The sequence below is a fragment of the Sphingomonas sp. P4_G3 genome (assembly GCF_056401105.1).
On the sequence record NZ_JBFUJZ010000002.1, the window covers coordinates 317196 to 340566 of the forward strand.

The following is a 23371-nucleotide window of genomic DNA, read 5'->3' on the forward strand; positions in this document are numbered from 1 at the left end:
CATGCTCCCAGGCTGGATGACTGATGGCGACCGTCGCCGCCGCGCGCCCTAGCACGCGGTTCCGACCGCTTCAAACGCTGGCGGCACGATGTACGCGTGCGCGCCATGCACTCGAACATGGGTTGGAAGCGGAACGCGATCAACTCCCGTTATGGCTGCCGGTGGCCTTGGGCGGCGGCATTGCTTTGTGGTTCGTGCTCGACGATCCGATGCAATGGACCGCCGCCATGCTCGCGCTGGCCGGCATCGCGCTGGCAGCGATCGCGATCGGGCGAGGCGGACGTGCCAGCCGCGCGGTGGCATTGGCGGCCGCCCTGGCGGCCATGGGGCTCGGGCTGGCTTGGTGGCGCGCTACCTATGTCGCACAACCTGTCCTGGCACGGCCGGCGATCGTCATGCTGACCGGGCGGGTCGAGGGTATCGAGCCGCTGCCGGCCCGCGACCTTGTCCGGGTGAGCTTGACGCCGATCGCTGCGCAGGCGGTCGCCAGCCCGAAACGCCCGAACTGCAGCAGGGAAGGCGGCGCGCCTTATGGTGGCGGAGGGCGGCGATGCCACGATCGGCCGAGGCCGCCGCTCGTGCTGCCGCCGCACGTGCGAGTGAATATCGCGAATACGGACGTGCCTGCCGGCCTTGGACCTGGCGCGATCATCAAGCTGCAGACCCGGCTGATGCCGCCCAACGAAGCGACGGTGCCCGGCGCTTACGATTTTCGGCAAGTGGCGTGGTTCGCGGGTCTTGGCGCGACGGGCAAGGGAAACGCGCCGGTCAAGGTGCTCGCGCCGGGCAAGGAGTCGAACGGCCTGCGCGCGGCACTGGCGGCGCATATCCAGAGCAAGGCCGAAGGTAGCGCGGGCGGGATCGCCGCCGCGCTGGCCGCGGGCGACGAGGGCGCGATCTCGCTGGACGATGCCGACGCGATGCGGCGGTCGGGGCTCGCGCATCTCCTGTCAGTGAGTGGTCTGCATATTACCGCAGTGGTCGTCGCGACGATCTGGGCGGTCACGCGACTGCTCGCCTTATGGCCATGGCTGGCGCTGCGGGTGCGGATCCCGGTGGTCGCTGCGGGGGCCGGTGCGGTCGCGGCGATTGGATACACTCTGCTTACGGGCAGCCAGGTTCCGACCGCGCGATCGTGCATCGCCGCGTTGCTGGTGTTGGCGGCGCTTGCCATGGGCCGCGAGGCGATCACCTTGCGGCTGGTCGCGGCCGGCGCCTTCATCGTCCTGCTACTCTGGCCCGAGGCGCTGGCGGGGCCGAGCTTCCAGCTCAGCTTCGCCGCGGTCGGATCGCTGATCGCGTTCCACGAGCAACCGCGCGTCAAGCAATTATTCGAGAAACGCGACGAGGCCTGGTGGCGCCGTATCGCGCGCGAAATCGGATCGTTGCTGCTGACCGGCCTGGTGATCGAAGCCGCGCTGGCGCCGATCGCGCTGTACCATTTCCACAAAGAGGGCATGTATGGCGTCGTCGCCAATATCGTCGCGATCCCGCTGACCACCTTCGTCATCATGCCGGCCGAGGCGCTGGCGCTGGCGGGCGATGCGATCGGCCTGGGCGCACCTTTCTGGTGGGTGACCACGCACGCGCTCAACCTCTTGCTGTGGATCGCGCGTACCGCGGCCAAGGCACCGGGATCGGTGGCGATGCTGCCCGGCATGCCGGCCGGCGCGTTCGGGCTGATGATCCTGGGGTTGCTATGGTTGATGCTGTGGCGCTCGCGGATCCGTCTTGCCGGTCTTGCGCCGGTGGCGATGGGCGCGGTCTGGGCGCTGGCGATCCCGGCCCCCGATCTGCTGATCTCGGGCGACGGCCAGCATCTCGCGGTGCGCACGCCCAATGGCGGCGTCGCGATCCTGCGCGACAAGGCAGGGGATTATACGCGCGACACGATGACTCAGAATGCCGGGGTGGATGGGGAGGCGATGCTGCTGTCCGATCAGCCCTTCGCTCAATGCACGCCGGACGCCTGCCTCGCTCTGGTGCAATCCGGAGGACGGATATTCCGCGTGCTGGCGACACGCAGCCTGTACCAATTGCCGTCCGACCAGTTGATCGCCGCGTGCCGCGCGGCGGACATCGTCGTCAGCGACCGGCGGTTGCCCTCAGCGTGCCGGCCGATTTGGCTCAAGCTCGATGCGCCGTTCCTGCGCCGCACTGGCGGAATGGCGATCAGCCTGGCCAGCGGACGGATCGTCACCGTCCGCCAGCCTGGTGATCGTCACCCTTGGGTTATGTCGGGTTCGCGTTCTAATCGTAACGGCGCAACAGGCCGGCGAGGCGGCCCTGGATCCGCACCTGCTGAGGAGCGTAACGCTGCGGATCGTAAGCGCGATTGGCCGGATCGAGCCGCACCATAGCACCTTCGCGGCGGAAATATTTGAGTGTCGCTTCGCTTTCCTCGATCAACGCGACCACGATCTCTCCATCGCGCGCCACGTCGGTTCGGCGGATCAGCGCATAATCGCCATCGAGGATGCCGGCTTCGACCATCGAGTCACCGGCGACTTCCAAGGCATAATGTTCGCCGCTGCCGAGCAAGGCAGCGGGAACGGGAAGCATCGACGATCCTTCGAACGCCTCGATCGGCACGCCGGCCGCGATCCGGCCGTGCAGCGGGATCTCGATCACGTCGTTGGCGGGTTCGGGGGCGGGGCGGAAATTGTTAGGCTTGGGCTGCGCGGGTACGGCACGCTTGCTGTCGGCACGCTCAGGCATCTTGAGCACTTCGAGGGCGCGTGCCCGATTGGGCAGTCGGCGCAGGAACTGCCGCTCCTCGAGCGCCGAGATCAGGCGATGCACGCCCGATTTCGACTTGAGGTCGAGCGCCTCCTTCATCTCCTCGAACGACGGCGACACGCCGGTTTCGTTCAAGCGATCGTTGATGAAGCAGATCAGCTCATGCTGCTTCTTGGTGAGCATCGACGTTCCTCCGTCCAGAACAGACGTGGAACTTTTACGGAACGTTGCGGATCAAGTCAAGCGAGCGGCAGGATGTCCACGGTATCGCCGATGTCGGCGTGCGGCGCGTGTGGCGGGCGGACGATCAGACACGACGCGCGCGCGAGTGTTGCGAGCATCGAACTGTCCTGCATGGCGGCGGCGGAGACGCGGCCGCCGACTAACGTTCCGCGCAGATAATCCTGGCGGTGGTCGTTGGCGGGAAGCGGGTCGGCGAGTCCCGCGCGGAGCATGCGCGGCAACGGATCGGCCGCGCCGGCCATCGCGGCGATCAACGGACGCAGGAATAGGGTGGCGGTGACGAACGCCGAAACCGGGTTACCCGGCAGGCCCAGCATTATCGCCTCGCCCAGGCGTCCCGCGAGCATCGGCTTGCCCGGCCGGATCGCGATGCGCCAGAAATCCACCTCTCCGCCCGCCGCTTCGAGCGCTGGGCGTACCAGATCGTGATCGCCGACCGATGCCCCGCCGGTCGTGACGATGATGTCGGCCTGCGCCTCGGAGAACGCCGCGACCAGCGCGTCGAGCTGGTCGGGGACGATCCCCGCCACCGTCACATCGACCGGCAGATCGGCGAGCATTGCCGCCAGCATCGCGCTGTTACCCTCGGGGAGCGCCAGCGGATCGTCGCTGGCCGCGCCGGGCGCGATCAGCTCGTCCCCCGTTGCCAGGATGGCGATACGCAGGCGGCGATTGACGCTGAGCGCACCATGCCCGCCGGTCGCCGCGAGCGCGATGGCGGCGGGTGTCAGGCGCGTACCGGCGCCGATCAGCACCGCGCCCCGCTCGAAATCGAGACCCTTGCGCCGCACGCTCATGCCGCGGCGCGGTGGTCCCTCGCCGGCGAGGAGCAGCGTGTCGCCGGCGCGCTCGGCCTCTTCCTGGACAAGCACGCTGTCGGCGCCCGCGGGCATCGCCGCGCCCGTGAATATCCGCACCGCCTCGCCGCGCTCCGTCGCACCGCCAAAGGCGCGCCCCGCCGCGCTTTCGCCGATCACGCGCCAGGGGCCGGGCAAGTCGTCGAACCGGATCGCATAACCATCCATCGACGACAAATCGGCGCCGGGCTGTGCACGCAGCGCGATGACGGGCTCGGCGGTCCAGCGCCCGGCTGCCGAGGTCAGTGGCAGACGCTCGGTCGCGACGCGTGGTGCCATCGCGAACAGGCGCGCCTGGGCATCGGCGACGGGAAGCAGCGAGGTCATCCTTGACGCCATGCCACAGCCCGTGGCGCTTTCGCCAGCGGTTCGCCGCGCGGCGAACCCCGTCAGCCCGCCGGATGCGGCTTGACGCCCGACCAGGTCCAGGCCCTGATCTTCCAGCCCGCTTTGCCCTTTGACAGCACGAAGGTCATCTCGCCTTCCTCGGCAATCCGCGCGCCCTTTTCCCGGTAGGCATAGACCGTCGGAATGATGACATAGGCCCTGGCACCGTCGATTTCGCGGCGTGTCGGGGCGCCATATTTGACCGATCCGTCGGATACGCCGGTTGCTTTCGCGTGCTTGTCGTAATCGGCCGCCCATAGCTGCGGCGCCTTGGGGCCAACCCAGAGGTGCGGCGCGAATTCGTCGATGATCGACACGTCGCCCTGCACGTAAGCGGCATAAGCCGATTTGGTGTCGCCGGTGTTGAAGCCGTCGATGAACTGACGAATCGGCTTGGTCAGTTCGCTATCGGCGGCGGGCGCGGCGGCCGTAACCGGCGCGATCAACAATGCTGCAAGCGGCAGCAGAAACAGTTTTTTCATTGGCATCCCCCCTCGGAATGCACGCAAGCGTGAGCCTGGCGAGACGGGTGGTCAACGCACGCCGGACAAGACGCTGTGATCCTCCGGAATAGTCCGGTCGTTCAGGGCTTCCGCCGGTCACCCCGATTTGCCGCGAGTCTCGGAGAGCAGGCCGGCTGGCCTTTCGTGCTATGACACAGGATGGGGGATTTGGCTGATGGGCTTCATCGCGGGTTTTTTCCGGTGGCTTTGGACATTGGCGCGGATCGTCTGGCCGTTCGCCGGCTCGGGGCAGATGTTCCGCAGCGCGGGGACGTTGTGGACGTTCCTGTTCTTTCTGCTCTGCATCGTCTTCGCCGTCGCCTGGATGTTCGGCATCTCGCCGTCCGAGTTGAGCGCGTGGTTCGATGCGCATGGCGCGACATTGAACTGGATCGGCGGCTGGCTGTGGCGCCTGTTCTGGGGCGCGGTATTGGGGTTGTGCGGTCTGGTCCTGTTCTCGGTCGGGCTCGAGTTCTTCGGCGCGCGCGCGGCGGATGCGAAGGACACGCCACGCGACATCAAAGGCGGATGCTGCGGGCTGATGTTCGTCGTGGTGGCCGGCTATATCGCCTGGATCGCGATAACGATGCCGCTCGACTAGGGCGCCTGCCAGTCGCCCGACTTGCCACCGGTCTTTGACAGCAAGCGGATCGAGTCGATCGTCATCGCCTTGTCGATCGCTTTGGCCATGTCGTAGATCGTCAGCAGCGCGACCGAGACGGCGGTCATCGCCTCCATCTCGACCCCTGTGCGGCCGGTAGTGGTGATCGTTGCGGTAGCGGTCACGCCGTTGCTGTCGACCGAAAGGTCAATGGCGGCGCTGGTGATCGGCAGCGGGTGGCACAGCGGGATCAGCTCGCCGGTGCGCTTGGCGGCCATGATGCCGGCGATCCTCGCGGCGGCGAGGACGTCGCCCTTCGGCACGTCGCCCGCGCCGATCGCGGCTGCCGCTTCACGAGACATCGATATGCGTCCGGTCGCGATCGCGCGGCGCTGGGTTTCCAGCTTGCCGGAAACGTCGACCATTCGCGCCGCGCCAGCGTCGTCGAGGTGCGTCAGATTTCCCTCCCGCTCGCGGGAGGGGTTAGGGGAGGGGGTGTCTGCCTCGGGCATTAACGAGACATGCCCTCCCAAGCTTAGGTGAAGCAAGCCCCCGGCTTGCTTCAGGCCGTCCGGGGGACGGCCGGCCCAAGCTTCCCCTCCCGCAAGCGGGAGGGGAGATCAGGTGCCCAGCAACTCCCTGGTTGCCGTCGCGATATTCTCCGCGCGCATCAGGCTCTCGCCGACTAGGAAGCAATTGACGCCGTGCGCGCGCATGGCTTCGAGATCGGCGCGCGAGGTGAGGCCGCTTTCGGCGACGAAGGTGCATCCAGCCGGCGCCTTGCCGACCAATTCATAGGTGCCAGCGAAGCTGATCGAGAAATCGCGCAGGTCGCGATTGTTCACGCCGATCAGCCGCGACTTGAGCTTGAGCGCGCGATCGAGTTCCTTCTCGTCATGGACCTCGACCAGAACGTCGAGCCCGCAATCGATCGCCGCGGCCTCGATCTCGGCCATCCGCGCATCGTCGAGCGCGGCGACGATGATCAGGATCGCGTCGGCGCCGAGCGCACGGCTTTCATGCGCCTGCCACGGATCGATCATGAAGTCCTTGCGCAGCAGCGGCAGCGGCACGGTCTCGTGGATCAATGCGAGATAGGAATCGTCGCCCTGGAAATATTGCTCGTCGGTCAGCACCGACAGGCAAGTGGCACCTCCCTTGAGATAGGCGAGCGCGTGCGCCGGCGGATCGAAGTCTTCACGGATCACACCCTTGGACGGGCTCGCTTTCTTGACCTCGGCGATCAACGCCGGGCCGCTCTTCGCCTTCTTGTCGAGCGCCTTTCTGAACCCGCGCGGCGTGTCGCGCCGGCTGATCATCGCTTCCAGGCTGGCGAGCGACGTGGTCGCTTTCTTGGCGGCGACTTCGGCGCGCTTGGTTTCGAGGATACGGTCGAGGATATTGGTCATTTATAGGCGATCCAGCAATCGAGCAGCGCGTTGGCAAGACCCTTGTCGATCGTCTCCGCAGCTTCCTCGGCTCCTTCGGTGAGCGTGTCGGCGGCGCCTGCGACGACCAACGCGGCAGCGGCGTTGATCAGCACCGCGTCGCGATACGCGCCGTGCTCGCCCTGGAGCAATCGGCGCAGCGCCGCGGCGTTATAGGCGGGATCGCCGCCATGGATCGCCGCGATTGGATGGCGCGGCAGGCCGGCATCCTCGGGGGTGATATGCGCGGGCAACGACAATCGGCCGACACTGACCGCGACGGTCGGGCCCGCGCCGGACACCTCGTCCAACCCTTCCTCGCCCGAGACGACGAGCGCCGCTTCGGTGCCGAGCTGCTCGAGCGCCTCGGCATAGGTGTCGGTGTAATCGGGCCGCGCGATGCCGATCAGCTGGCGCGTGACGTGCGCCGGGTTGGCGAGCGGACCCATCAGGTTGAAGATCGTGCGCCGTCCGATCCGGCGGCGGATCGGGGTGATGCGCTTCATCGCCGGATGATGGTTGGCGGCGAACAGGAAGCAGATGCCGAGATCGTTGAGCGTCGCCTGGGCGAGCGCCCCGGCACGTTCCATGTCGAGCCCCAGCACCTCCAGCGTGTCGGCGGCGCCTGCCTTGGAGCTGGCGGCACGGTTGCCGTGTTTGGCGACGGGTACACCGCTGGCAGCGACCACTAAGCTGACGGCGGTCGAGACGTTGAGCGTGTGATGGCCATCGCCGCCGGTGCCGCAGACGTCGATCGCATTGGTCGGCGCGTCGATCGGGATCAGCCGGGCACGCAGGGCACGCGCGGCCTCGGCGATCTCGATGCTAGTCTCGCCACGGTCGGTCAGTGCGATCAAGAACTCGGCGATCGCGTCTTCGGACGTCTTGGCGTCGAGAATGTCGGCGAATGCCTGTGCCGCCGATTCGCGCGACAACGGAGCCGATGGATCGGGCAGCGGCACAAAGCTGGTCACGCCAGCGCCTTCGCCTTCAGCCCGGCAAGCTCGAGGAAATTGGCGAGAAGTTGATGCCCATGTTCGGTGGCGATGCTCTCGGGATGGAATTGCACGCCATGGATTGGCAAGGTTGCGTGACGGAACCCCATCACGAAGCCATCCTCGGCGCGGGCATTGACGATCAGTTCGGCCGGGACATCCTCGACCACCAGCGAATGATAGCGGGTCGCCTGGAATGGCGAGGGCACGCCCTTGAACAACCCGGTCCCGTCATGGGTGATCGCCGACGTCTTGCCGTGCATCAGCCCGCCGCGAACGACATGCCCGCCGAAATGCTGGCCGATCGACTGATGCCCCAGGCACACGCCGAGCAGCGGCCGTCCGGCGTCGGCGGCGGCGGCGACCAGATCCAGGCTGACTCCCGCTTCGTTGGGCGTGCAGGGGCCGGGCGAGATCAGGAACGCCTCGGCGTTGCTTGCCAAGGCGTCGCGCGCGGTCAACGCGTCGTTGCGCACGACCTGAACATCCTGTCCGAGTTCCATCAGATAATGGACCAGGTTCCAGGTGAAGCTGTCGTAATTGTCGATCACCAAAATCATTGCCGCCCGCTAGCGCGTTCGCTGCACCGCGACAATCGTCGTTGCGCCCTCGTTTCGCCGTGTTTCGGCCTGCCAAGCGCTGGAATGATACGGGATCGATCCTATCTGGGGGGCGTTGAAGTGCCCAAAGAAAGGTCGCACCGATGATCCGTACCGCGTTCGCAGCCCTGGCCTTGCTTGCCGTGCCCATGGGCGCAATGGCGCAGGACAAGTCCGATAAGCAGGCCGATACCGGCCAGCCCGTCAAACGGATTCGCTCGGTGGTCGTGGAACCCGACCAGAAATGTCCGCCGTCTACCGGAGACGAGATCGTCGTGTGCACGACGGTCGACGATCCCTATCGCATCCCCAAGGCGCTGCGCGGCGCCGGACCGATCCCGCCCGCGCGGCAGAGTTGGGTCAATCGCGTTGCGGCCGATGAGCAGACCAGCCGCGAGGCCGCGGGCCTGCCCGATACCTGCTCGCCGGTCGGGTCGGGCGGTCAAACTGGCTGCGCGCGGTCGGCAGCGCGGGCCTGGGCGGCCGAGCGCCGCGCCAAGGCCAACGGCCAGTCGGACGACCAGTAGAGCCTATTGCCCAAAGCGAGCGTCGCCCGCCCGGGCGATCGCCTCGCGGGCGGCGGCGAGCAGCGCGCCCGCTTTCGCCTCGCACTCGCGCTGTTCGTAGACCGGATCGCTGTCGGCGACGATGCCGGCACCGGCCTGGACATGCATGACGCCGTCCTTGACCACCGCCGTCCTCAGCACGATGCACGAATCCATCGATCCGTCGGGCGAGAAATAGCCGACCCCGCCGGCATAAGCGCCGCGCGCCTCGTGCTCGAGCTCGGCGATCACCTGGCAAGCGCGAACCTTGGGCGCGCCTGATACCGTCCCGGCGGGGAATCCCGCGAACAGCGCGTCGACCGCGTCCTTGCTGCCGTCGAGTTCGGCGACCACGTTCGACACGATGTGCATCACATGGCTGTACATCTCGATCGTATAGCTGTCGGTGACCTTGACCGTGCCCGGCGAGGCGACGCGGCCGGCGTCGTTGCGGCCGAGATCGAGCAGCATCAGATGCTCGGCCCGTTCCTTGGGATCAGCGAGCAGCGAGCGGCGATTCTCTTCGTCCTCGGTCGCCGATTTGCCGCGCGGGCGCGTGCCGGCGATCGGGCGGATCGTCACTTCACCGTCGCGCACGCGCACCAGGATTTCGGGACTGGAGCCTGACAGCGCGAAGTCGGGCAAATCGAGGAAATAGAGGAACGGCGAGGGGTTGACCCGGCGAAGCGCGCGGTAGAGCTCGATCGGTGGCAGTGCGAAGGGCGCGGTGAAACGCTGCGCCAGGACGACCTGAAAGATATCGCCCGCCGCGATATAGTCCTTCGCCTTCAATACCATGTCGCGATACGCGCCGTCCGGCAGCACCGGGGTCAGCGCGACATCACTCGGGTCGCCGCGCGGCGCCGCCGGGATCGGTGCGTTCGCCAGCTTGGCGGCGACGCCATCGATCCGCTCCTCGGCAAGAGCCAGCGCTGCCTCGGGCGTGAGCCCGCTATCGGGCCAGAGCGGCGCAACCAGAAACAATTGATCGGCCAGCCGGTCGAAGATCAGCACCGTGGTCGGCCGCACGAAGATCATATCGGGCAGGCCGAGCCCGGGATCTGCGGGGCGGGGCAAGTCCTCGACCAGTCCAACGGTCTCATAGCCGAAATAGCCGACCAGACAGGCGAGCGCGTGCGGCAGTTCGGGCGGAACGTCTTCCATCCGGCACGAGGCGACGAGTGAGCGGAACGCCGCCAGCGTGGGATCCGCGCAGGGCTCGAACGCGGCGCGATCGGTCAGCCAATGGCGGTTGATCGCCGCGCGCTCGCCGTCCGCGCGGAACACCAGATCGGGCGCGAGACCCAACAGGCTGTGACGTCCGCGCACCGCGCCGCCCTCGACCGATTCGAGCAGAAAGTCGCCCCGCCCGGGCTCGATCAGCTTGAGTGCCGCGGCGACCGGCGTCTCGGTGTCAGCGACCTGACGCCGCCAGACGAGGGCCGGACGTTCGGCCGCGAGCGCGGTCAGCGCGGCATCGGCTCCTTCGATCATCGCCTTATTGCGGCTGGTCGCCGCCGTCGCTGCCCTGACCGAGCAGGTCGCGGCGCAGCGCGGTAATTGCGGCGTCGTTCTTCTTTACGCCGACCTTGTTGCGCACAGCGCTGGCGAATTGCTGGCGATATTCGTCGCCCATGCTCGCGCCGAGATCGCCGCGCATCTTGTCGATCAACTGGGCGTTGCCGGCGGCATTGCCCTTGTCGATCGAGTCCACGACGATGACGAACCAGCCACCCTTGTACGGCGCCTCGACCAGCGACGCGCTGCCCTTGGGCTTGCTGAACAGCAAGACGAGCGGGGCAGGCGGCTGCTTGGTCGCGAACAGCTGGGCGCGATTGGCCGACATCGGCTTGGTCGCATCGAGCTTGATGCCCGATTCGGCCATCGCCTGGGCGAGCGGGACGCCTTTGTTGACTTTGCCGGTGATCGCGTTGGCGACGTCGCGCGCCGCCTTGACCTGGCGGTCGATGACGACGTCCTTCTTCACCTGGTCGGCAATCGTCGCCAGCGGCTGTGGGGCGGCCGGAATGACCTTGTCGAGCTTGGCAACCGCGAAGCTGCCGTCCTGGCCGTACGGCACCAACTGGGGATCGTCGTCGGCCTCGGACTGGAAGGCGAGCTGATAGAGCGTCGTCTGATTGGGATCGGGCTTGACCGGAGTCGCCGCTGTCGGATCGGTGCCATTGACGGTCAGCGGCGTCGTCGCCTGGACGGTCAGGTTGAGCTTGGCTGCGATCTGATCGAGCGTCTGGCGATTGGTGATCGCATCCTCGATCTGGTCGCGAAGGGTCTGCGCAATGGCCGCCAGTTTCTGGTCGGTGAGTTCCTTGACCAGCTCGGGCTTGGCCTGGTCGAGCGTTTTGCCCGCGACCTTGGTGATCTTGTCGAGATGCGCGACCACCCAGCCGAGCGGCGTCTTGACCGGACCGATCACCGCCCCTTGCGCGGCGCCGAACACCTGGTCGGCCAAAGCGGGCGTCGCCTGGCCGGCATAAGCGGTCTTGTTGACGTCGTTGACCGCTGCGGCCTCAAGCCCCAGCGCCTTGGCCGCGGCCTCGATCGCCGTGCCGGCGCGAACTTTGGCCGCGAGATCGGCCGCCGCTTTCTGGTCCTGCAACACGACCTGCTTCAGCGACCGGTTCTCGCCCGCGTCGAACTTCGCCTTTTGCGCCTGATAGGCCTTGGCGATTTCGTCGTCGGTCGGGGTGGCGCGCTTCTTGAGCTCGTCGAGCGTGATCAGCGCATAGCGGGCCGAGCGGCGCTCGGGAATCGTATAGCGCGCAAGGTTGCGGGTGTAATATGCGTTCGCTTCGGCGTCGGTGACCGGCGCGCCGGCGGGCATTTTCTTGGTATCGACGAAGGCGACGGTGCCGTTGCGCTTTTCGAGCAGCATCGACGCGTAGGAGGTTGCGACGCCCGCGGGACCCTTCAGCTTGTCGGTCGCGTTCGCCGCGATCGGACCGAGCATCAATTGGGTCATCAGGTCGTGGCCCATCTGATCGTGGAATTGCTGGTCGTTGGACTTCAGCATCGCCAGCAAGCGGTTGTAATTGTCCTTGTCGAACTTGCCGTCGAGCCCGCGGACGCCGGGGATATTCGCGATCTGATTGTCGATCAACGACTTACCGACGCGGATGCCCTGGCTGTGGCCGAATTGCTCCATCGCCATCGAGGTCAGCCGGCTTTCGAGCGGGCCATCGAATCCGCCGCGACTGATGAACTCCGCCATGGTGAGCTGCGGCGCCTGATTGCGGTACATGTTGAGCATGCCGTCGGTGGCATTGCGCAGATCGGTCACCGAGACAGTATCGTTGCCAACGGTCGCGGCGGTCGCGGCGTTTTGCCCGCCCAGCGCGTTCGACCGCAGGCCGGTGACGTCGCCCAGCCCGAACGCCACGCCGATCAGGCCGACGATGATCAGCGTGACGAGCGCGCCGATGCGCGAAAAGATGATCTTGCGAATGAAAGTGAGCATGGGGGCCGATCGTTGGTCCTGAAAACGAGCCGCCGCTTTAGGGTCCGCCGAGCCATGCATCAAGCGCAACGCTTGCACGTGCCACCGCGAGCGCTATCGGGGAGCGAAAGCGGGAGGAAACATGACACGGCGCAAGCTGATCGCGGGCAATTGGAAAATGAACGGCAGCCTGGCGACGCTCGCCGAGCTCGACGGCATCGCGGCCGCCGCCGCCGCGGCGCCGGGAGTGGATGTTGCGGTTGCCGTCCCGGCTACCCTGATCGCGCCTGCGCATGCACGCCTGCCTTCCCTCGCGATCGGGGCGGAGGACGTGCACGAGGCGGATAGCGGCGCGCATACTGGCTGCATCTCAGCCCCGATGGTCAAGGAAGCCGGTGCTGTCTTCACCATTGTCGGCCATTCCGAACGCCGCGGCGACCAGCACGAGACTAGCCACGACGCCTATATGAAGTCCTCGGCGGCGCACCGTCACGGATTGGGCGTCATCCTCTGCGTCGGCGAAACCCAGGCCGAGCGTGACGCGGGCCGCGCCGAACGCGTGGTCCAAGCGCAGATCGAGAAATCCTTGCCCGGCGATGCGCGTGCCGACTGGCTGACGCTTGCCTATGAGCCGCGCTGGGCGATCGGTACCGGCCGCACGCCGACGATGGAGGAGATCGCGGCGATGCATGCGATCGCGCGAGCCAAGTTGCGCCAGATGATCGGCGACCCGGCGCTCGACGTGCGGATTCTCTACGGGGGATCGGTGACCGGAACGAATGCCGGCGAGATCCTCGCGCTCGACAATGTCGACGGCGCCCTGGTCGGAGGCGCCAGCCTGACCGCGGACAAGTTCGTCCCGATCATCCAGGCCGCCAAGGCTCTGTCAGCATGAGCGATACGCCGCTACCGGCGCCACGCCGCGTTGTCACCGCGATTGACGCGGACGGGCGCTCGTACATCGCCGAGGACGGCGCCAGCCCAGCCGAGTTCGTCTTGCCCGGCTCGACCTATCGCAGCACCAATATGTGGCGGACGCATGCGGCACCGGGCGCGATCGACGCGCCAGATGACATTGCCGAGCATCGCGGCGTGCTGCCGCCGAGCAGCGGCACCGTGCTGCGCGTGATCGACTTCCCGCCGATCGGCGACGCGACGCCGGAACAGCGCGCCGCGATGGTCAAGGCGGTGTTCGCCGCGCTCTATCCCGATGCCGATCACCACGAAGGCAGCACGCGCTCGGCGAGCATGCACACCACCGATACGGTGGATTACGCGATCGTGCTGCACGGTGAGATCGTCGCGGTGATGGATCGTGACGAGACGATCCTGCGCGCAGGCGACATCCTGATCCAGCGCGGGACGCCGCATGGGTGGGAAAACAGGTCGGACCACCTTGCGCGCATTGCTTTCGTATTGATCGACGCGGTACGCTCCGCCACCGCCTGATTGCGGTAGGTTTGCGTCGGAATCCGAACTAGCTTGGTGACCTTCCTCTTCAAGGAGTCGCGGCAATGGATATTCTCGGACAGCTTCTACAGCAGGCGACAGGCGCAACCGGCGGTGACGCCGGCGCGGCACCACAAGTCGATGTCGGCGCGCTCGCGCAGCAATTCGGGCTGACCCCCGACCAGGCCAATGCGGCGGTCGGCGCCTTGTTGCCGGCGGTCCTCGGCGGATTGAAGAAGGTCGAACAGGGCGGCGGGCTCGGCTCAGTCGCCGACATTGCCGGCGCGACCACATCGCCGGCAACCGACACCGATGCCGGCAATGCCGTGCTCGGCCAGATTTTCGGATCGAAGGACGTCAGTCGCTCGGTCGCGACCGCCGCCTCGGCGCAAACCGGGATCAGCGACACGATCATGAAGGCGATGCTGCCGATCGTCGCCGGGCTGGTCGCGCAACAAGTATCTAAGAAGATGGGCGGTGGCGTGATGGGCGGGATCGCCGCCAGCGTCCTCACGTCGATGATCGCGGGCGGCGGCGGGAGTGCTGCTCCCGTTATCCCGGCGGCACCCGCCGCGGCGCCGGCCGGCGGCATCTTCGGCAGTCTCGGCGGGCTGGCATCGATGCTCGATGCCAATCACGACGGCAATCCGCTCGACGATATCCTGGGCATGGTGCGCGGCGGGGGGCGGCCGGCCTGACGGATTCTCTATTCACGCCTCCCCGGCGAAGGCGGGGGCCAGTTGCAACGCCTTATGTTGGATAGGTGCCGCCTAGCCAATTGGTCGCGGTGACGCTGGACCCCGGCCTTCGCCGGGGAAGCGTAGAAACGACATTAGCCTCCGTAGCGTTTCTTGAGCATCGCCCAGGCTGCGCGCACGCCCAGGGCATCGCCGCCCTTGGGACGTCCCGGCTTGGCGGTCGGGCGCCAGGCGAAGGTATCGAGATGCGCCCAGGGCACACCTTCGGGCGCGAAGCGGCGCAGGAACAGGGCAGCGGTGACGGCGCCGGCATAGCCGTTGTCGGGGGCGTTGATCAGATCGGCGATGTCGGACTTGAGATATTCGTCATAGCCGTCCCATAACGGCAGCCGCCACAACGGGTCGTGGACCGTGGTGCCCGCCTCGATCAGATCGGCGGCCAGCACCTCGTCGCTGATGAAGGTGGCGGGCAGATCGGGACCGAGCGCGACGCGCGCCGCGCCGGTCAGCGTAGCATAGTCGATCACCAGTTCGGGCTTCGCTTCGCCGGCCTTGGTCAACGCATCGCCGAGCACCAGCCGCCCTTCGGCATCGGTGTTGGTATTCTCGACCGTCAGTCCCTTGCGCGTCCTGAGCACGTCGCCCGGGCGGAAAGCATCGGCCGAAATCGCGTTCTCGACTGCGGGGATCAGCACGTGCATGCGAATGGGCAGTCGTGCGCCCATGATCAGATTGGCCAGCGCCAGCGCATGCGCCGCGCCGCCCATATCCTTCTTCATCAGCCGCATGCCGCTCGCCGGCTTGATGTCGAGCCCGCCCGAATCGAAGCACACGCCCTTGCCGAGCACGGCAACGCGCGGATGTTTGGGATTGCCCCATTCGATCTCGATCAAGCGCGGCGCGCGATGCTTGGCGGCGGCGCGGCCCACTGCGTCGATCATCGGATAGCCCGTCGCCAGCGCATCGCCGCGCGTGACCGTCAGCGTCGCATCGAACGTCTTGGCGAGCTTCGCCGCTTCGGCCTCGAGCTCGGCCGGGCCCATGTCGGACGAGCCGAGATTGACCAGGTCGCGGACCAACGCGGTCGCCTGCGCGAGCCTGACCGTTTCGTCGATCGCCGCGGGATCGCTGGTCAGCAGGACGCGCGGCCCGCTGTCCTTGTCGGGCTTGGTATATTTGTCGAAGCGATGCTGTGCGAGCAGCCAGCCGAGACCCGCTGCACCCAAATCGCCGCTCTTCAGTCGATACGTACCTTCGGGCAGGAAATCGGGCTGGGACGCGATACGCCATGGCGACGTCGCGGCTTCGTCGCAGACATGCAGTACCGACCAATCCTCGGCGCCCTCGCCGGGAAGGATCGCCTTGTTCCCAGCCTTACCGGTCGCCCGGGCAGCGGTGAGCATCGCCCGCACGCGCGGCGGTTGCGCGGCCAGCCAATCGGCGAACCCGTCGGGATGGACGACCTCGATCGCGCGGGCGGACTGGCCGCGATCGGGCTGGAGGAGGGCGGCGAAGTCGGTCATGTGGCGGTCTCGTCGGGAAAGCGGATCATCTGGTCGAGAGCGCCGGTCACTCGGCGGGCATCACGATGAATTGTTCGTAGCGGCCGGCGCCGTCGGGCTCGGCGTAGGTCACCACGGCCAGCTTGGTGCCGTTCGCATAGGTTACGGTATAGTTGCGGTTGACGAACCCGCCGCGCAGCCGCGCGGGCCGCGTCAAGGTGAACGACGCCGGGTCACCGAGCTTGGCCAGGCTGTCGCGATAATCGCCGATCGCCGTCGCGTCGAAATAGTAATTGGCGTCCTCTGTCATCGTCGCGCGATCGAGCTTGCCCGCGCGCAACTGGTCGAAAATCGCGCGCGCCTGCGCGGTCTTCGCCGTTTCGGCGTCGCCGGCAGCAGCCGGCTCGGTGGCAGGTGGCAAAATCAGCTCGGAAATCTGGCCGGCAATGCCGGTAAAGGCGTCGGAGAAGTCCGAATTGACCAGCACCACGACGGCGGCCTTGTCATCGGGATAGACGATATTCTCGGACAGGAATCCGACCGCCTCGCCGCTATGTTCGACGTAGCGATGCCCCTTGGCGGTGCCAGTGAAGACCCCCAGGCCGTAATTGGTCGACTTGCCGTTGGTCAGCAGGATCGGGGTTTCTTGCACCTGCCAGTCGTCAGCGGGCATCACGCTGCGGTTGAGCCGGGCGATGTCCCATTTGGCGAGATCGCTTGCCGACATGGCGAGTTCGCCCGCCGCGAACAGCCAGCCCCGCGCCGCCGGCTTCTCGACCCGCACCGGGCCGAGCGCATAGCGATGATAGCCTTGCGGAAAGCCTTTGCCGACCGCGAGATCCTGATCGATCACTTTCATCCCCAGCGGCTTGAATACCTTGTCCTGCAGATAGGCGAGCAGCGGCTTGCCCGCGGCCTTTTCGACGATCATCCCGGCGACGACATAGCCGGTGTTCGAATATTGCCATTGTGTGCCGGGCGCGAAATCGAGCGGCTTCTTCGCCCAACGATCGACGATCTGCTGCGGCGTGATCGGCTTTTCCATCGCCGCGAAGCTGTAATCCTGCGGCCAGTAATCCTGCAGGCCGGACGTGTGGCTGAGCAACTGGCGGATGGTGATCTTATCGCCATCGGTGATGCCGGGCAGCCACTTGGCCACCGTGTCATCGAGGCTGAGTTTGCCGTCATCCTCCAGCATCAGGATCGCAGTGGCGGTGAATTGCTTGGAGATCGAGGCGATCTGATACGGGGCGTCGCTGCGCGGCGTCGAGATCGTCTCGGACTGTTTGCCATAGGCTTTGGCCAACACGATCTTGCCGTCGCGCACGATCGCGATCGATGCCGACGGCACGCCGTTGCGCGCCAGCGTGTCGGTGACGATCGAGTCGACCTTAGTGGTTTCGGCGGGAGTCAGATCCTGCGCGAGCGCTGGCGTGGCGACGAGAAGCAGGGCAAGCGGCAGAAAGCGCATCGGCGGGCGGCTCCGAAAGAAATGCCCGCTCGCTATAAGCTGCCATTCGCCGCGCGCAATCAGCGGGCCAGCGGTACACCGGGCATGAGCGCCATGCGCGGGGCGTAGCGCCAGGTTTCGGCACGCAGCGTGCGTATCGGTCCGGCGCTCAGCGATATAGGCGCCGGAGCGTCGGGCGACCGCGCGGGGAGCATCAGCAGATAGCGTCCGGGCGCTCCGTCGAGGCTGCGATACCAGGTCGCGCCCTGCAGCCGCCGAGCGGCGATGGCGGCCTCGAACGCGGCGGGATCGTCCGCGGCAATCGCATAGACGTGCAGATATGCTCCCGGTCGCCGCTGTTCGAGCGGAGTCGTGCGGCTCGCTTCGCGCCACAATTCCCAACCTTCGTCGCCGATCGCGGAGACATAGGGCCCGGCATTGGCGCGGAAGTCGGCGCCGTCGCCCTCGGGATCGGGACGACCCGCCAGCCCGTCGGGTGTCGTCCCGAACGTCCCATCGACAAAGGCGCCGGCGCGATCGCCGTTCGTCACATACCAGGCGAACCAGGCGAGCTTGTCGGTATGAGCCGCATGCCAGCGCAAATGCTGACGATAGCCGGCTTCGAACGCGGCTCGGTCCTTGACCGTGTAAGCGTAGAGATGGGCGGTGCCGCCCGATTGCGCGGCCGCGACGGCGGGGACGGCAATCGGCAGACAGGCGAGCGACAGTCGGACGAGCATCGGATTTCTCCTTCACTCGCAATGTAGACTTGTCCCGGTAATTCCGTAATTCGAAAGCTAGGAGATAATCGTTAGGTTAGACAGAATGTTTGAGGGTGCGGACTTGCGGCGGGCGGCAATATTCCACGCGGTCGCGCGGGCCGGCGGGATCGCCGCAGCGGCACGGGCGATCGGGAAATCGGCGCCCGCGGTCCATGCCGACCTTCGCCGATTCGAGCGCGATGTCGGCGTGACGCTGATGGAGCGATCGGGCCGAGCACTTCGGCTGACTCCACAGGGAAGGGTGCTGTTCGATACGATTGGCCGCGCGCTCGACGAGATCGACAGGGTGCGCGTCTATCTCAACCGCGACGACGGGTTCGTCACACCGCTCAGGGTCGGTGCGGTGACTGGGTTCGGCCGCTACCGGCTCGCGCCACTTCTGTTCGCGAGCATGCCGGATGCGCGGCCGATCCTGTTTCGCACCGGATCGCACGAAGACCTGCTCGCGGTGTTGCTGGCAGGGGAGATCGATCTGGCCGTGACCTATCGCGCGGTGACTGCGGTACCGGTCGAATCGGTCGAATTGGCGGGCGAAGAAGCGGTGCTGGTGGGCGCCATCGGCGATGTCGGCAGTCTCCATGCGATCGAGCGGCTGCGTTTCATCACCTATGACGAATATGACTATGTGTTCGGCCATTGGTTCGACCGCGTGTTCGGCCGCCAACCGGCGTCGCTGATCCGTCACGACCATTGCACCGAACTCGAAGAGGCGCTGATCAGCGTCCGCGCCGGGCGCGGTGCGACGATCGCGCCGCTCGATGCCTGCCTTGCGGCCGGGCTTGAGCCGGCAAAAGCGGGACGGGCGCCCAACACGCTATACCTTTGCGGGATCGGAGGCGCGCTGACTTCGCCTGAGGCAGCGCAGATCCGGGAATTGCTCGCCTAACGGCGTTTCTTGCGCCTAACGGGTTCTTGCGTGCGGACTGGCGGTGCCGGCGGTCGTAGCGCGATGCCTTCGACCGGCGCGCAGCGCGCCATCACTGTGCCGATCATCGCCAGCAGCCGCGACCGCGCATTGCCGAGCCCGATGGGGTCGGTGCCGCGATCCTGCGTCTCCAGATTCACGTAAGGCAGGCCGCGGAACAGCGCATAATTCGACAGCGATCCGTCGCTGGTCACGACGTGCTCGTACATGATGTTCATGTCGGCGTCGGACAGCGGCCGCGCGCAGAACCCGCTCGCCGGGCTGCGGTCGCCAAGATAGGAGACGATCGCCACGCTGTCGGTGTCATCATACGGCCAAGCCGCACGGATCGATGGACGCGGCGAATAGAGGTCGCTGCACAACAGCACCGAAATCTCGCCCTTGCCGGTGTAGCCCGCATCGGGTGGCGTGCAGGTCGACTCCGAGGCGCTATAGCCGGGCTCGTTGGTGTGCAGCGCCACGATCAGCCGCGTCGGACTGCCGAGATCCGCCAGCACCGTCGCGGCGTAACTGGGCGTATCGTCGCGGAAATTGCGGTTGGGGTCGATCGACCGGCCATAAGCGACGTCGGGATTCATCCGGCTGTCCGGCCCATCGATCGAGCGCGCTTCTTCGATCGCAATCACCACGCCGCCATAGGATCGCACGGCAAAGACCGCAGCCTGGAACGCGGCATTCTCGTTATCGTGCGGTACGAACCATAATGGCCCGCCGGGATGGCGCAGATTGACGATACGATAGAGCCGCCAAAAGGCGCGATCCTCACGGAATTCGATCCGATTGACCGACAGCCCGTCCCAGATCGCCGGATTGGCGAGCCGGGTGAAATCGTCGGTCGCCATCGTCATCGGATCGACCGGGGTGACGATCTTCTGCAGCGGTGCGGATACAATTTGCGCCGATGCGGCAGGCGCGATCAGCGCCACGACCAGCCCCAGAACGATCGCCCACATCTTCATGACGCCACTCTGTTAGGTGGCGCGCGGCGTCTGGCAATAGTGCTGTCCGAGATCGGGACAGATCAGGCGGGGACACCGAACAAATCGTGCTCGTCGGCGTCTTCGATGAGCACCGGCGTGATGTCGCCGACTGTCAGGTGACCGGCATCGCGCAGGAATACCTCTCCGTCGATCTCCGGCGCGTCGGCCTGGCTGCGCCCTGTGGCGCCGCCGTCCTCGTCGACCGCGTCGATGATCACCGGCAGTGTGCGGCCGATCTTGGCCTGAAGCTTGGCCGCGCTGATCGCCGCGGTCTTCTCCATGATTCGGGCGTAACGCTCTTCCTTGACCTCTTCCGGAACATGGTTTGGCAGGGCATTCGCCGCCGCGCCTTCGACCGGTTCGAAGCGGAACGCGCCGACGCGTTCGAGCTGGGCCTCGTCGAGCCAGTCGAGCAGATAGTCGAAATCTTCTTCGGTCTCGCCGGGAAAACCGACCACAAAGGTCGAGCGGATCGCGATGTCGGGCGCGATCTCCCTCCACGACTTGATCCGCTCGAGCACCTTCGCCTCGTTGGCCGGACGGCGCATCAGCTTGAGCACGTTGCGGCTGGCATGCTGGAACGGGATGTCGAGATAGGGGAGCACCAGTCCCTCGGCCATCAGCGGGATGACCTGGTCGACATGCGGATAGGGGTAGACATAGTGGAGCCGCACCCAGGGCGCGATCTTGCCGAGTTCGCGCGCCAGGTCGGTCATATGCGCACGGACTTCGTTGCCGTGCCACATCCGCGGATGGTGCTTGATGTCGACGCCATAGGCCGACGTATCCTGGCTAATGACCAGCAGCTCTTTGGTGCCTGCCTCGACCAGTTTCTCGGCCTCGCGCAGGATCGCGTCGGGGCGGCGGCTGACCAGGTCGCCGCGCAAGCTCGGGATGATACAGAAAGCGCAGCGGTGGTTGCAGCCCTCCGAAATCTTCAGATAGCTGTAATGGCGCGGGGTCAGCTTGAGCCCGCTTTCGGGCACAAGGTTGAGGAACGCGTTGGGCGGCATCGGCGCCGCCTCGTGCACCGCGCCGACGACCTGCTCATATTCATGCGCGCCGGTGATCGCGAGCACGGCCGGGAAGCGGTCGCGGATGACCTGGGCTTCCTTGCCCATGCAGCCAGTGACGATGACCCGGCCATTCTCGGCGATCGCCTCGCCGATAGCCTCCAGGCTTTCCTCCTTGGCGGAGTCGAGAAAGCCGCAGGTATTGACCAGCACGACGTCCGCGCCGGCATAATCGGGCGACAGCTGATAGCCGTCCGACCGCAGCTTGGTCAGGATGCGCTCGCTGTCGACCAGGTTCTTGGGACAGCCCAAGGACACCATACCCACGCGGGGCGGTTCGGGAAGTTTGGTTGCCATGATTGCGCGCGCACATAAGCGTTTTGACGCCGCTTGAACAGGGTAGGGCTGCGCGCCTATCCTTCGCCGTCGAGCGCTACTGAGCGAGAGAGGTCGATTTGCCCGATTATTGGCTGCGGCCGCATCCCGATTTCAAGAGCACGGCAGTCATCGCGATCAACGTCGCGATCGCCCGTGATGGCGCTCGTCTGTCCTTGCGCTACTCGGTTGAAGGTGCGCTGGATCGCGTCCTCTGGCCCGAGCCGATGGCATCGGCTCGGACCGATGAATTATGGACGCACACCTGTTTAGAAGCGTTCGTCCAGCCGACGGGGGAGGCGGGCTATACCGAGCTCAACCTGTCGCCCTCGGGGCGCTGGGCGACCTATCACTTCGATGGGCACCGCGTCGGCATGCGCAACGCTGCGGCGGTTCCCGATCTGTCATGGCGATCGCCCGCGCTCACCGCCAGGATTGACCTGGGCGATATCGCCGACATGGACTGGCGGCTCGGCCTTACCGCCGTGATCGAAGCGGTCGACGGGTCGAAGAGCTTTTGGGCGCTGGAACACCCCGCCGGGCCGCCCGATTTTCACAACGCGGATTGCTTTGTCGCGCGGCTCCCGGCACCTGATCGCGCATGAAATTCGGTATCGACCGGCTCCTCGACGAGCCAGACCTGAGGAAACCGCTCGAAGGCAAGCGCGTCGCGTTGCTCGCACACCCGGCCTCGGTCACCGCGGACCTGACGCATTCGATCGACGCATTGGTCGCGACGGGGCTCAACGTCTCTGCGGTGTTCGGTCCGCAGCACGGTGTGCGCGGCGATCTGCAGGATAATATGATGGAGTCGCCCGACTTCACCGATCCGAGCTACGGCATGCCGGTGTTCAGTCTGTACGGCGAAGTGCGGCGTCCGACCGGCCAGTCGATGGGCACGTTCGACACGATTCTGATCGACCTTCAGGACGTCGGCTGCCGCATCTATACCTTCGTCACGACATTGCTCTACGTGCTCGAAGCGGCGGCGGCGCACGGCAAGTCGGTGTGGGTGCTCGATCGACCCAACCCCGCGGGACGGCCGATCGAAGGGCTAACCTTGCGCCCCGGTTGGGAAAGCTTTGTCGGCGCGGGGCCGATGCCGATGCGGCACGGCATGACCCTGGGCGAGATGGGGCATTGGTTCATCGATCATTACAAGCTCGACGTCGATTATCGGGTGATCGCGATGGAGGGATGGCAACCCGACGCGGCGCCCGGCTTCGGCTGGCCGCCCGAACGCCCCTGGATCAATCCCAGTCCCAATGCCGCCAACATCAATATGGCGCGCGCTTATGCCGGGACGGTGATGCTCGAAGGCACGAATTTGAGCGAGGGACGCGGGACGACGCGCCCGCTCGAACTGTTCGGCGCCCCCGATATCGACGCGCGCGCGGTCATCGCCGAGATGAGGCGGATCGCGCCGCGATGGCTCGACGGCTGCACGCTGCGCGATCTCTGGTTCCAGCCGACCTTTCACAAGCATGTCGGGCGGTTGTGCAACGGCGTGTTCATCCATGCCGAGGGCGCTGCCTATGACCATGACGCGTTTCGCCCGTGGCGGCTTCAGGCGCTGGCGTTCAAGGCGGTTCGCACGATTTATGGCGACTACGACCTATGGCGCGATTTCGCCTATGAATATGTCTTCGACAAACTGGCGATCGACGTCATCAATGGCGGCACGGACCTGCGTGAATGGGTCGACGATGCGGCCGCCCTGCCGGGCGATCTCGATTCGCTGACCGTTCCCGATGAGGCTGTTTGGGCGGAGGTACGGCGGCCGCATTTGCTCTATTGACCGTTGGATTGGCCGAAAACGACGCGAAACCCGCATTCTATCGCGAGTC

Annotated in this window: 23 protein-coding genes; 9 read left to right on the forward strand and 14 right to left on the reverse strand. The window is 66.2% G+C overall.

The window, feature by feature from the left end:
* Nucleotides 1-23 precede the first annotated feature (23 nt).
* Nucleotides 24-2360 (forward strand): ComEC/Rec2 family competence protein, encoded by a 2337-nt coding sequence (locus tag AC1DQQ_RS07055; RefSeq protein WP_478044695.1) that lies wholly within the window; start codon nt 24-26, stop codon nt 2358-2360.
* On the opposite strand, the gene lexA is transcribed toward AC1DQQ_RS07055, so the two are convergent.
* The 3 genes from lexA to AC1DQQ_RS07070 form a co-directional block, all read right to left on the reverse strand.
* Entirely contained in the window at nt 2251-2922 is a 672-nt protein-coding gene (gene lexA, locus AC1DQQ_RS07060) for a transcriptional repressor LexA (protein WP_478044696.1), read from the reverse strand. The two genes, AC1DQQ_RS07055 and lexA, sit on opposite strands and share 110 nt — an antisense overlap.
* Nucleotides 2923-2978: 56 nt before the next feature.
* Nucleotides 2979-4166: a molybdopterin molybdotransferase MoeA gene (locus tag AC1DQQ_RS07065; protein ID WP_478044697.1), complete on the reverse strand. Its 1188-nt coding sequence runs from the start codon at nt 4164-4166 to the stop codon at nt 2979-2981.
* Between the two features lie 62 nt (nt 4167-4228).
* On the reverse strand, nt 4229-4708 hold the full coding sequence (locus AC1DQQ_RS07070; RefSeq protein WP_478044698.1) for a hypothetical protein: 480 nt from the start codon (nt 4706-4708) through the stop codon (nt 4229-4231).
* A 196-nt stretch (nt 4709-4904) separates the two neighbouring features.
* On the opposite strand from AC1DQQ_RS07070, the gene AC1DQQ_RS07075 reads away from it, so the two are divergent.
* A complete protein-coding gene (locus tag AC1DQQ_RS07075; protein WP_478044699.1) occupies nt 4905-5330 on the forward strand; it encodes an Asp23/Gls24 family envelope stress response protein in 426 nt (141 codons plus the stop codon).
* Here AC1DQQ_RS07075 and moaC read toward each other — a convergent pair.
* The 4 genes from moaC to AC1DQQ_RS07095 form a co-directional block, all read right to left on the reverse strand.
* Nucleotides 5327-5842 (reverse strand): cyclic pyranopterin monophosphate synthase MoaC, encoded by a 516-nt coding sequence (gene moaC, locus AC1DQQ_RS07080; protein WP_478044700.1) that lies wholly within the window; start codon nt 5840-5842, stop codon nt 5327-5329. The genes AC1DQQ_RS07075 and moaC overlap by 4 nt on opposite strands.
* Before the next feature lie 108 nt (nt 5843-5950).
* On the reverse strand, nt 5951-6739 hold the full coding sequence (trpC, locus tag AC1DQQ_RS07085; RefSeq protein WP_478044701.1) for an indole-3-glycerol phosphate synthase TrpC: 789 nt from the start codon (nt 6737-6739) through the stop codon (nt 5951-5953).
* Complete coding sequence (gene trpD, locus AC1DQQ_RS07090) at nt 6736-7731, reverse strand: anthranilate phosphoribosyltransferase (protein ID WP_478029230.1); 996 nt, start codon at nt 7729-7731, stop codon at nt 6736-6738. The genes trpC and trpD overlap by 4 nt, the downstream gene beginning before the upstream one ends.
* Nucleotides 7728-8312: an anthranilate synthase component II gene (locus AC1DQQ_RS07095; RefSeq protein ID WP_066824862.1), complete on the reverse strand. Its 585-nt coding sequence runs from the start codon at nt 8310-8312 to the stop codon at nt 7728-7730. The genes trpD and AC1DQQ_RS07095 overlap by 4 nt, the downstream gene beginning before the upstream one ends.
* 143 nt (nt 8313-8455) lie before the next feature.
* On the opposite strand from AC1DQQ_RS07095, the gene AC1DQQ_RS07100 reads away from it, so the two are divergent.
* Complete coding sequence (locus tag AC1DQQ_RS07100; protein WP_478029229.1) at nt 8456-8878, forward strand: hypothetical protein; 423 nt, start codon at nt 8456-8458, stop codon at nt 8876-8878.
* Nucleotides 8879-8881: 3 nt separating this feature from the next.
* Here the strand turns inward: AC1DQQ_RS07100 and AC1DQQ_RS07105 are convergent, their stop codons facing one another.
* Both AC1DQQ_RS07105 and AC1DQQ_RS07110 read right to left on the reverse strand, forming a co-directional pair.
* Nucleotides 8882-10390 carry an anthranilate synthase component I family protein gene (locus AC1DQQ_RS07105; protein ID WP_478044702.1) on the reverse strand — a complete coding sequence of 503 codons (1509 nt, stop codon included), beginning with the start codon at nt 10388-10390 and terminating at the stop codon, nt 8882-8884.
* A 4-nt stretch (nt 10391-10394) separates the two neighbouring features.
* Nucleotides 10395-12371: a peptidylprolyl isomerase gene (locus AC1DQQ_RS07110; RefSeq protein WP_478029227.1), complete on the reverse strand. Its 1977-nt coding sequence runs from the start codon at nt 12369-12371 to the stop codon at nt 10395-10397.
* Between the two features lie 121 nt (nt 12372-12492).
* Between AC1DQQ_RS07110 and tpiA the strand changes: the two genes are divergently transcribed.
* The 3 genes from tpiA to AC1DQQ_RS07125 all read left to right on the forward strand — a co-directional run bounded on the left by tpiA (nt 12493) and on the right by AC1DQQ_RS07125 (nt 14497).
* Nucleotides 12493-13245, forward strand: coding sequence for a triose-phosphate isomerase (gene tpiA, locus AC1DQQ_RS07115; protein WP_478044703.1), 753 nt, complete (start codon nt 12493-12495; stop codon nt 13243-13245).
* Nucleotides 13242-13799, forward strand: coding sequence for a cupin domain-containing protein (locus AC1DQQ_RS07120; RefSeq protein ID WP_478029225.1), 558 nt, complete (start codon nt 13242-13244; stop codon nt 13797-13799). The genes tpiA and AC1DQQ_RS07120 overlap by 4 nt, the downstream gene beginning before the upstream one ends.
* Nucleotides 13800-13864: 65 nt before the next feature.
* Nucleotides 13865-14497 carry a DUF937 domain-containing protein gene (locus tag AC1DQQ_RS07125; RefSeq protein ID WP_478029224.1) on the forward strand — a complete coding sequence of 211 codons (633 nt, stop codon included), beginning with the start codon at nt 13865-13867 and terminating at the stop codon, nt 14495-14497.
* A 134-nt stretch (nt 14498-14631) separates the two neighbouring features.
* Here the strand turns inward: AC1DQQ_RS07125 and AC1DQQ_RS07130 are convergent, their stop codons facing one another.
* Genes AC1DQQ_RS07130 through AC1DQQ_RS07140 form a run of 3 tightly spaced genes read right to left on the reverse strand, consistent with a single transcriptional unit; the run spans nt 14632 to nt 18189 of the window.
* A complete protein-coding gene (locus AC1DQQ_RS07130) occupies nt 14632-16020 on the reverse strand; it encodes a leucyl aminopeptidase family protein (protein ID WP_478029223.1) in 1389 nt (462 codons plus the stop codon).
* 46 nt (nt 16021-16066) lie between these two features.
* Nucleotides 16067-17470, reverse strand: a complete 1404-nt coding sequence (locus tag AC1DQQ_RS07135; protein ID WP_478044704.1) for a serine hydrolase domain-containing protein — start codon at nt 17468-17470, stop codon at nt 16067-16069.
* 59 nt (nt 17471-17529) lie between these two features.
* Complete coding sequence (locus AC1DQQ_RS07140) at nt 17530-18189, reverse strand: hypothetical protein (protein WP_478044705.1); 660 nt, start codon at nt 18187-18189, stop codon at nt 17530-17532.
* Between the two features lie 85 nt (nt 18190-18274).
* Here AC1DQQ_RS07140 and AC1DQQ_RS07145 point away from each other — a divergent pair, with 85 nt between their 5' ends.
* Nucleotides 18275-19117: a LysR family transcriptional regulator gene (locus AC1DQQ_RS07145; protein WP_478044706.1), complete on the forward strand. Its 843-nt coding sequence runs from the start codon at nt 18275-18277 to the stop codon at nt 19115-19117.
* On the opposite strand, the gene AC1DQQ_RS07150 is transcribed toward AC1DQQ_RS07145, so the two are convergent.
* Together AC1DQQ_RS07150 and rimO are read right to left on the reverse strand one after the other, a co-directional pair.
* Entirely contained in the window at nt 19114-20115 is a 1002-nt protein-coding gene (locus AC1DQQ_RS07150; protein WP_478044707.1) for a hypothetical protein, read from the reverse strand. The two genes, AC1DQQ_RS07145 and AC1DQQ_RS07150, sit on opposite strands and share 4 nt — an antisense overlap.
* A gap of 62 nt (nt 20116-20177) precedes the next feature.
* A complete protein-coding gene (rimO, locus tag AC1DQQ_RS07155; RefSeq protein ID WP_478044708.1) occupies nt 20178-21506 on the reverse strand; it encodes a 30S ribosomal protein S12 methylthiotransferase RimO in 1329 nt (442 codons plus the stop codon).
* Nucleotides 21507-21604: 98 nt separating this feature from the next.
* Here rimO and AC1DQQ_RS07160 point away from each other — a divergent pair, with 98 nt between their 5' ends.
* Both AC1DQQ_RS07160 and AC1DQQ_RS07165 read left to right on the forward strand, forming a co-directional pair.
* Nucleotides 21605-22129 carry a DOMON-like domain-containing protein gene (locus AC1DQQ_RS07160; RefSeq protein ID WP_478029217.1) on the forward strand — a complete coding sequence of 175 codons (525 nt, stop codon included), beginning with the start codon at nt 21605-21607 and terminating at the stop codon, nt 22127-22129.
* Nucleotides 22126-23322 carry an exo-beta-N-acetylmuramidase NamZ family protein gene (locus AC1DQQ_RS07165; protein WP_478044709.1) on the forward strand — a complete coding sequence of 399 codons (1197 nt, stop codon included), beginning with the start codon at nt 22126-22128 and terminating at the stop codon, nt 23320-23322. The genes AC1DQQ_RS07160 and AC1DQQ_RS07165 overlap by 4 nt, the downstream gene beginning before the upstream one ends.
* Nucleotides 23323-23371: the final 49 nt, after the last annotated feature.

Coding starts and splice junctions, on each gene's coding strand:
- AC1DQQ_RS07055 (WP_478044695.1), top strand. CDS start 24: ATGGCGACCGTCGCCGCCGCGCGCCCTAGCACGCGGTTCCGACCGCTT.
- lexA (WP_478044696.1), bottom strand. CDS start 2,922: ATGCTCACCAAGAAGCAGCATGAGCTGATCTGCTTCATCAACGATCGC.
- AC1DQQ_RS07065 (WP_478044697.1), bottom strand. CDS start 4,166: ATGACCTCGCTGCTTCCCGTCGCCGATGCCCAGGCGCGCCTGTTCGCG.
- AC1DQQ_RS07070 (WP_478044698.1), bottom strand. CDS start 4,708: ATGAAAAAACTGTTTCTGCTGCCGCTTGCAGCATTGTTGATCGCGCCG.
- AC1DQQ_RS07075 (WP_478044699.1), top strand. CDS start 4,905: ATGGGCTTCATCGCGGGTTTTTTCCGGTGGCTTTGGACATTGGCGCGG.
- moaC (WP_478044700.1), bottom strand. CDS start 5,842: ATGCCCGAGGCAGACACCCCCTCCCCTAACCCCTCCCGCGAGCGGGAG.
- trpC (WP_478044701.1), bottom strand. CDS start 6,739: ATGACCAATATCCTCGACCGTATCCTCGAAACCAAGCGCGCCGAAGTC.
- AC1DQQ_RS07095 (WP_066824862.1), bottom strand. CDS start 8,312: ATGATTTTGGTGATCGACAATTACGACAGCTTCACCTGGAACCTGGTC.
- AC1DQQ_RS07100 (WP_478029229.1), top strand. CDS start 8,456: ATGATCCGTACCGCGTTCGCAGCCCTGGCCTTGCTTGCCGTGCCCATG.
- AC1DQQ_RS07105 (WP_478044702.1), bottom strand. CDS start 10,390: ATGATCGAAGGAGCCGATGCCGCGCTGACCGCGCTCGCGGCCGAACGT.
- AC1DQQ_RS07110 (WP_478029227.1), bottom strand. CDS start 12,371: ATGCTCACTTTCATTCGCAAGATCATCTTTTCGCGCATCGGCGCGCTC.
- tpiA (WP_478044703.1), top strand. CDS start 12,493: ATGACACGGCGCAAGCTGATCGCGGGCAATTGGAAAATGAACGGCAGC.
- AC1DQQ_RS07120 (WP_478029225.1), top strand. CDS start 13,242: ATGAGCGATACGCCGCTACCGGCGCCACGCCGCGTTGTCACCGCGATT.
- AC1DQQ_RS07125 (WP_478029224.1), top strand. CDS start 13,865: ATGGATATTCTCGGACAGCTTCTACAGCAGGCGACAGGCGCAACCGGC.
- AC1DQQ_RS07130 (WP_478029223.1), bottom strand. CDS start 16,020: ATGACCGACTTCGCCGCCCTCCTCCAGCCCGATCGCGGCCAGTCCGCC.
- AC1DQQ_RS07135 (WP_478044704.1), bottom strand. CDS start 17,470: ATGCGCTTTCTGCCGCTTGCCCTGCTTCTCGTCGCCACGCCAGCGCTC.
- AC1DQQ_RS07140 (WP_478044705.1), bottom strand. CDS start 18,189: ATGCTCGTCCGACTGTCGCTCGCCTGTCTGCCGATTGCCGTCCCCGCC.
- AC1DQQ_RS07145 (WP_478044706.1), top strand. CDS start 18,275: ATGTTTGAGGGTGCGGACTTGCGGCGGGCGGCAATATTCCACGCGGTC.
- AC1DQQ_RS07150 (WP_478044707.1), bottom strand. CDS start 20,115: ATGAAGATGTGGGCGATCGTTCTGGGGCTGGTCGTGGCGCTGATCGCG.
- rimO (WP_478044708.1), bottom strand. CDS start 21,506: ATGGCAACCAAACTTCCCGAACCGCCCCGCGTGGGTATGGTGTCCTTG.
- AC1DQQ_RS07165 (WP_478044709.1), top strand. CDS start 22,126: ATGAAATTCGGTATCGACCGGCTCCTCGACGAGCCAGACCTGAGGAAA.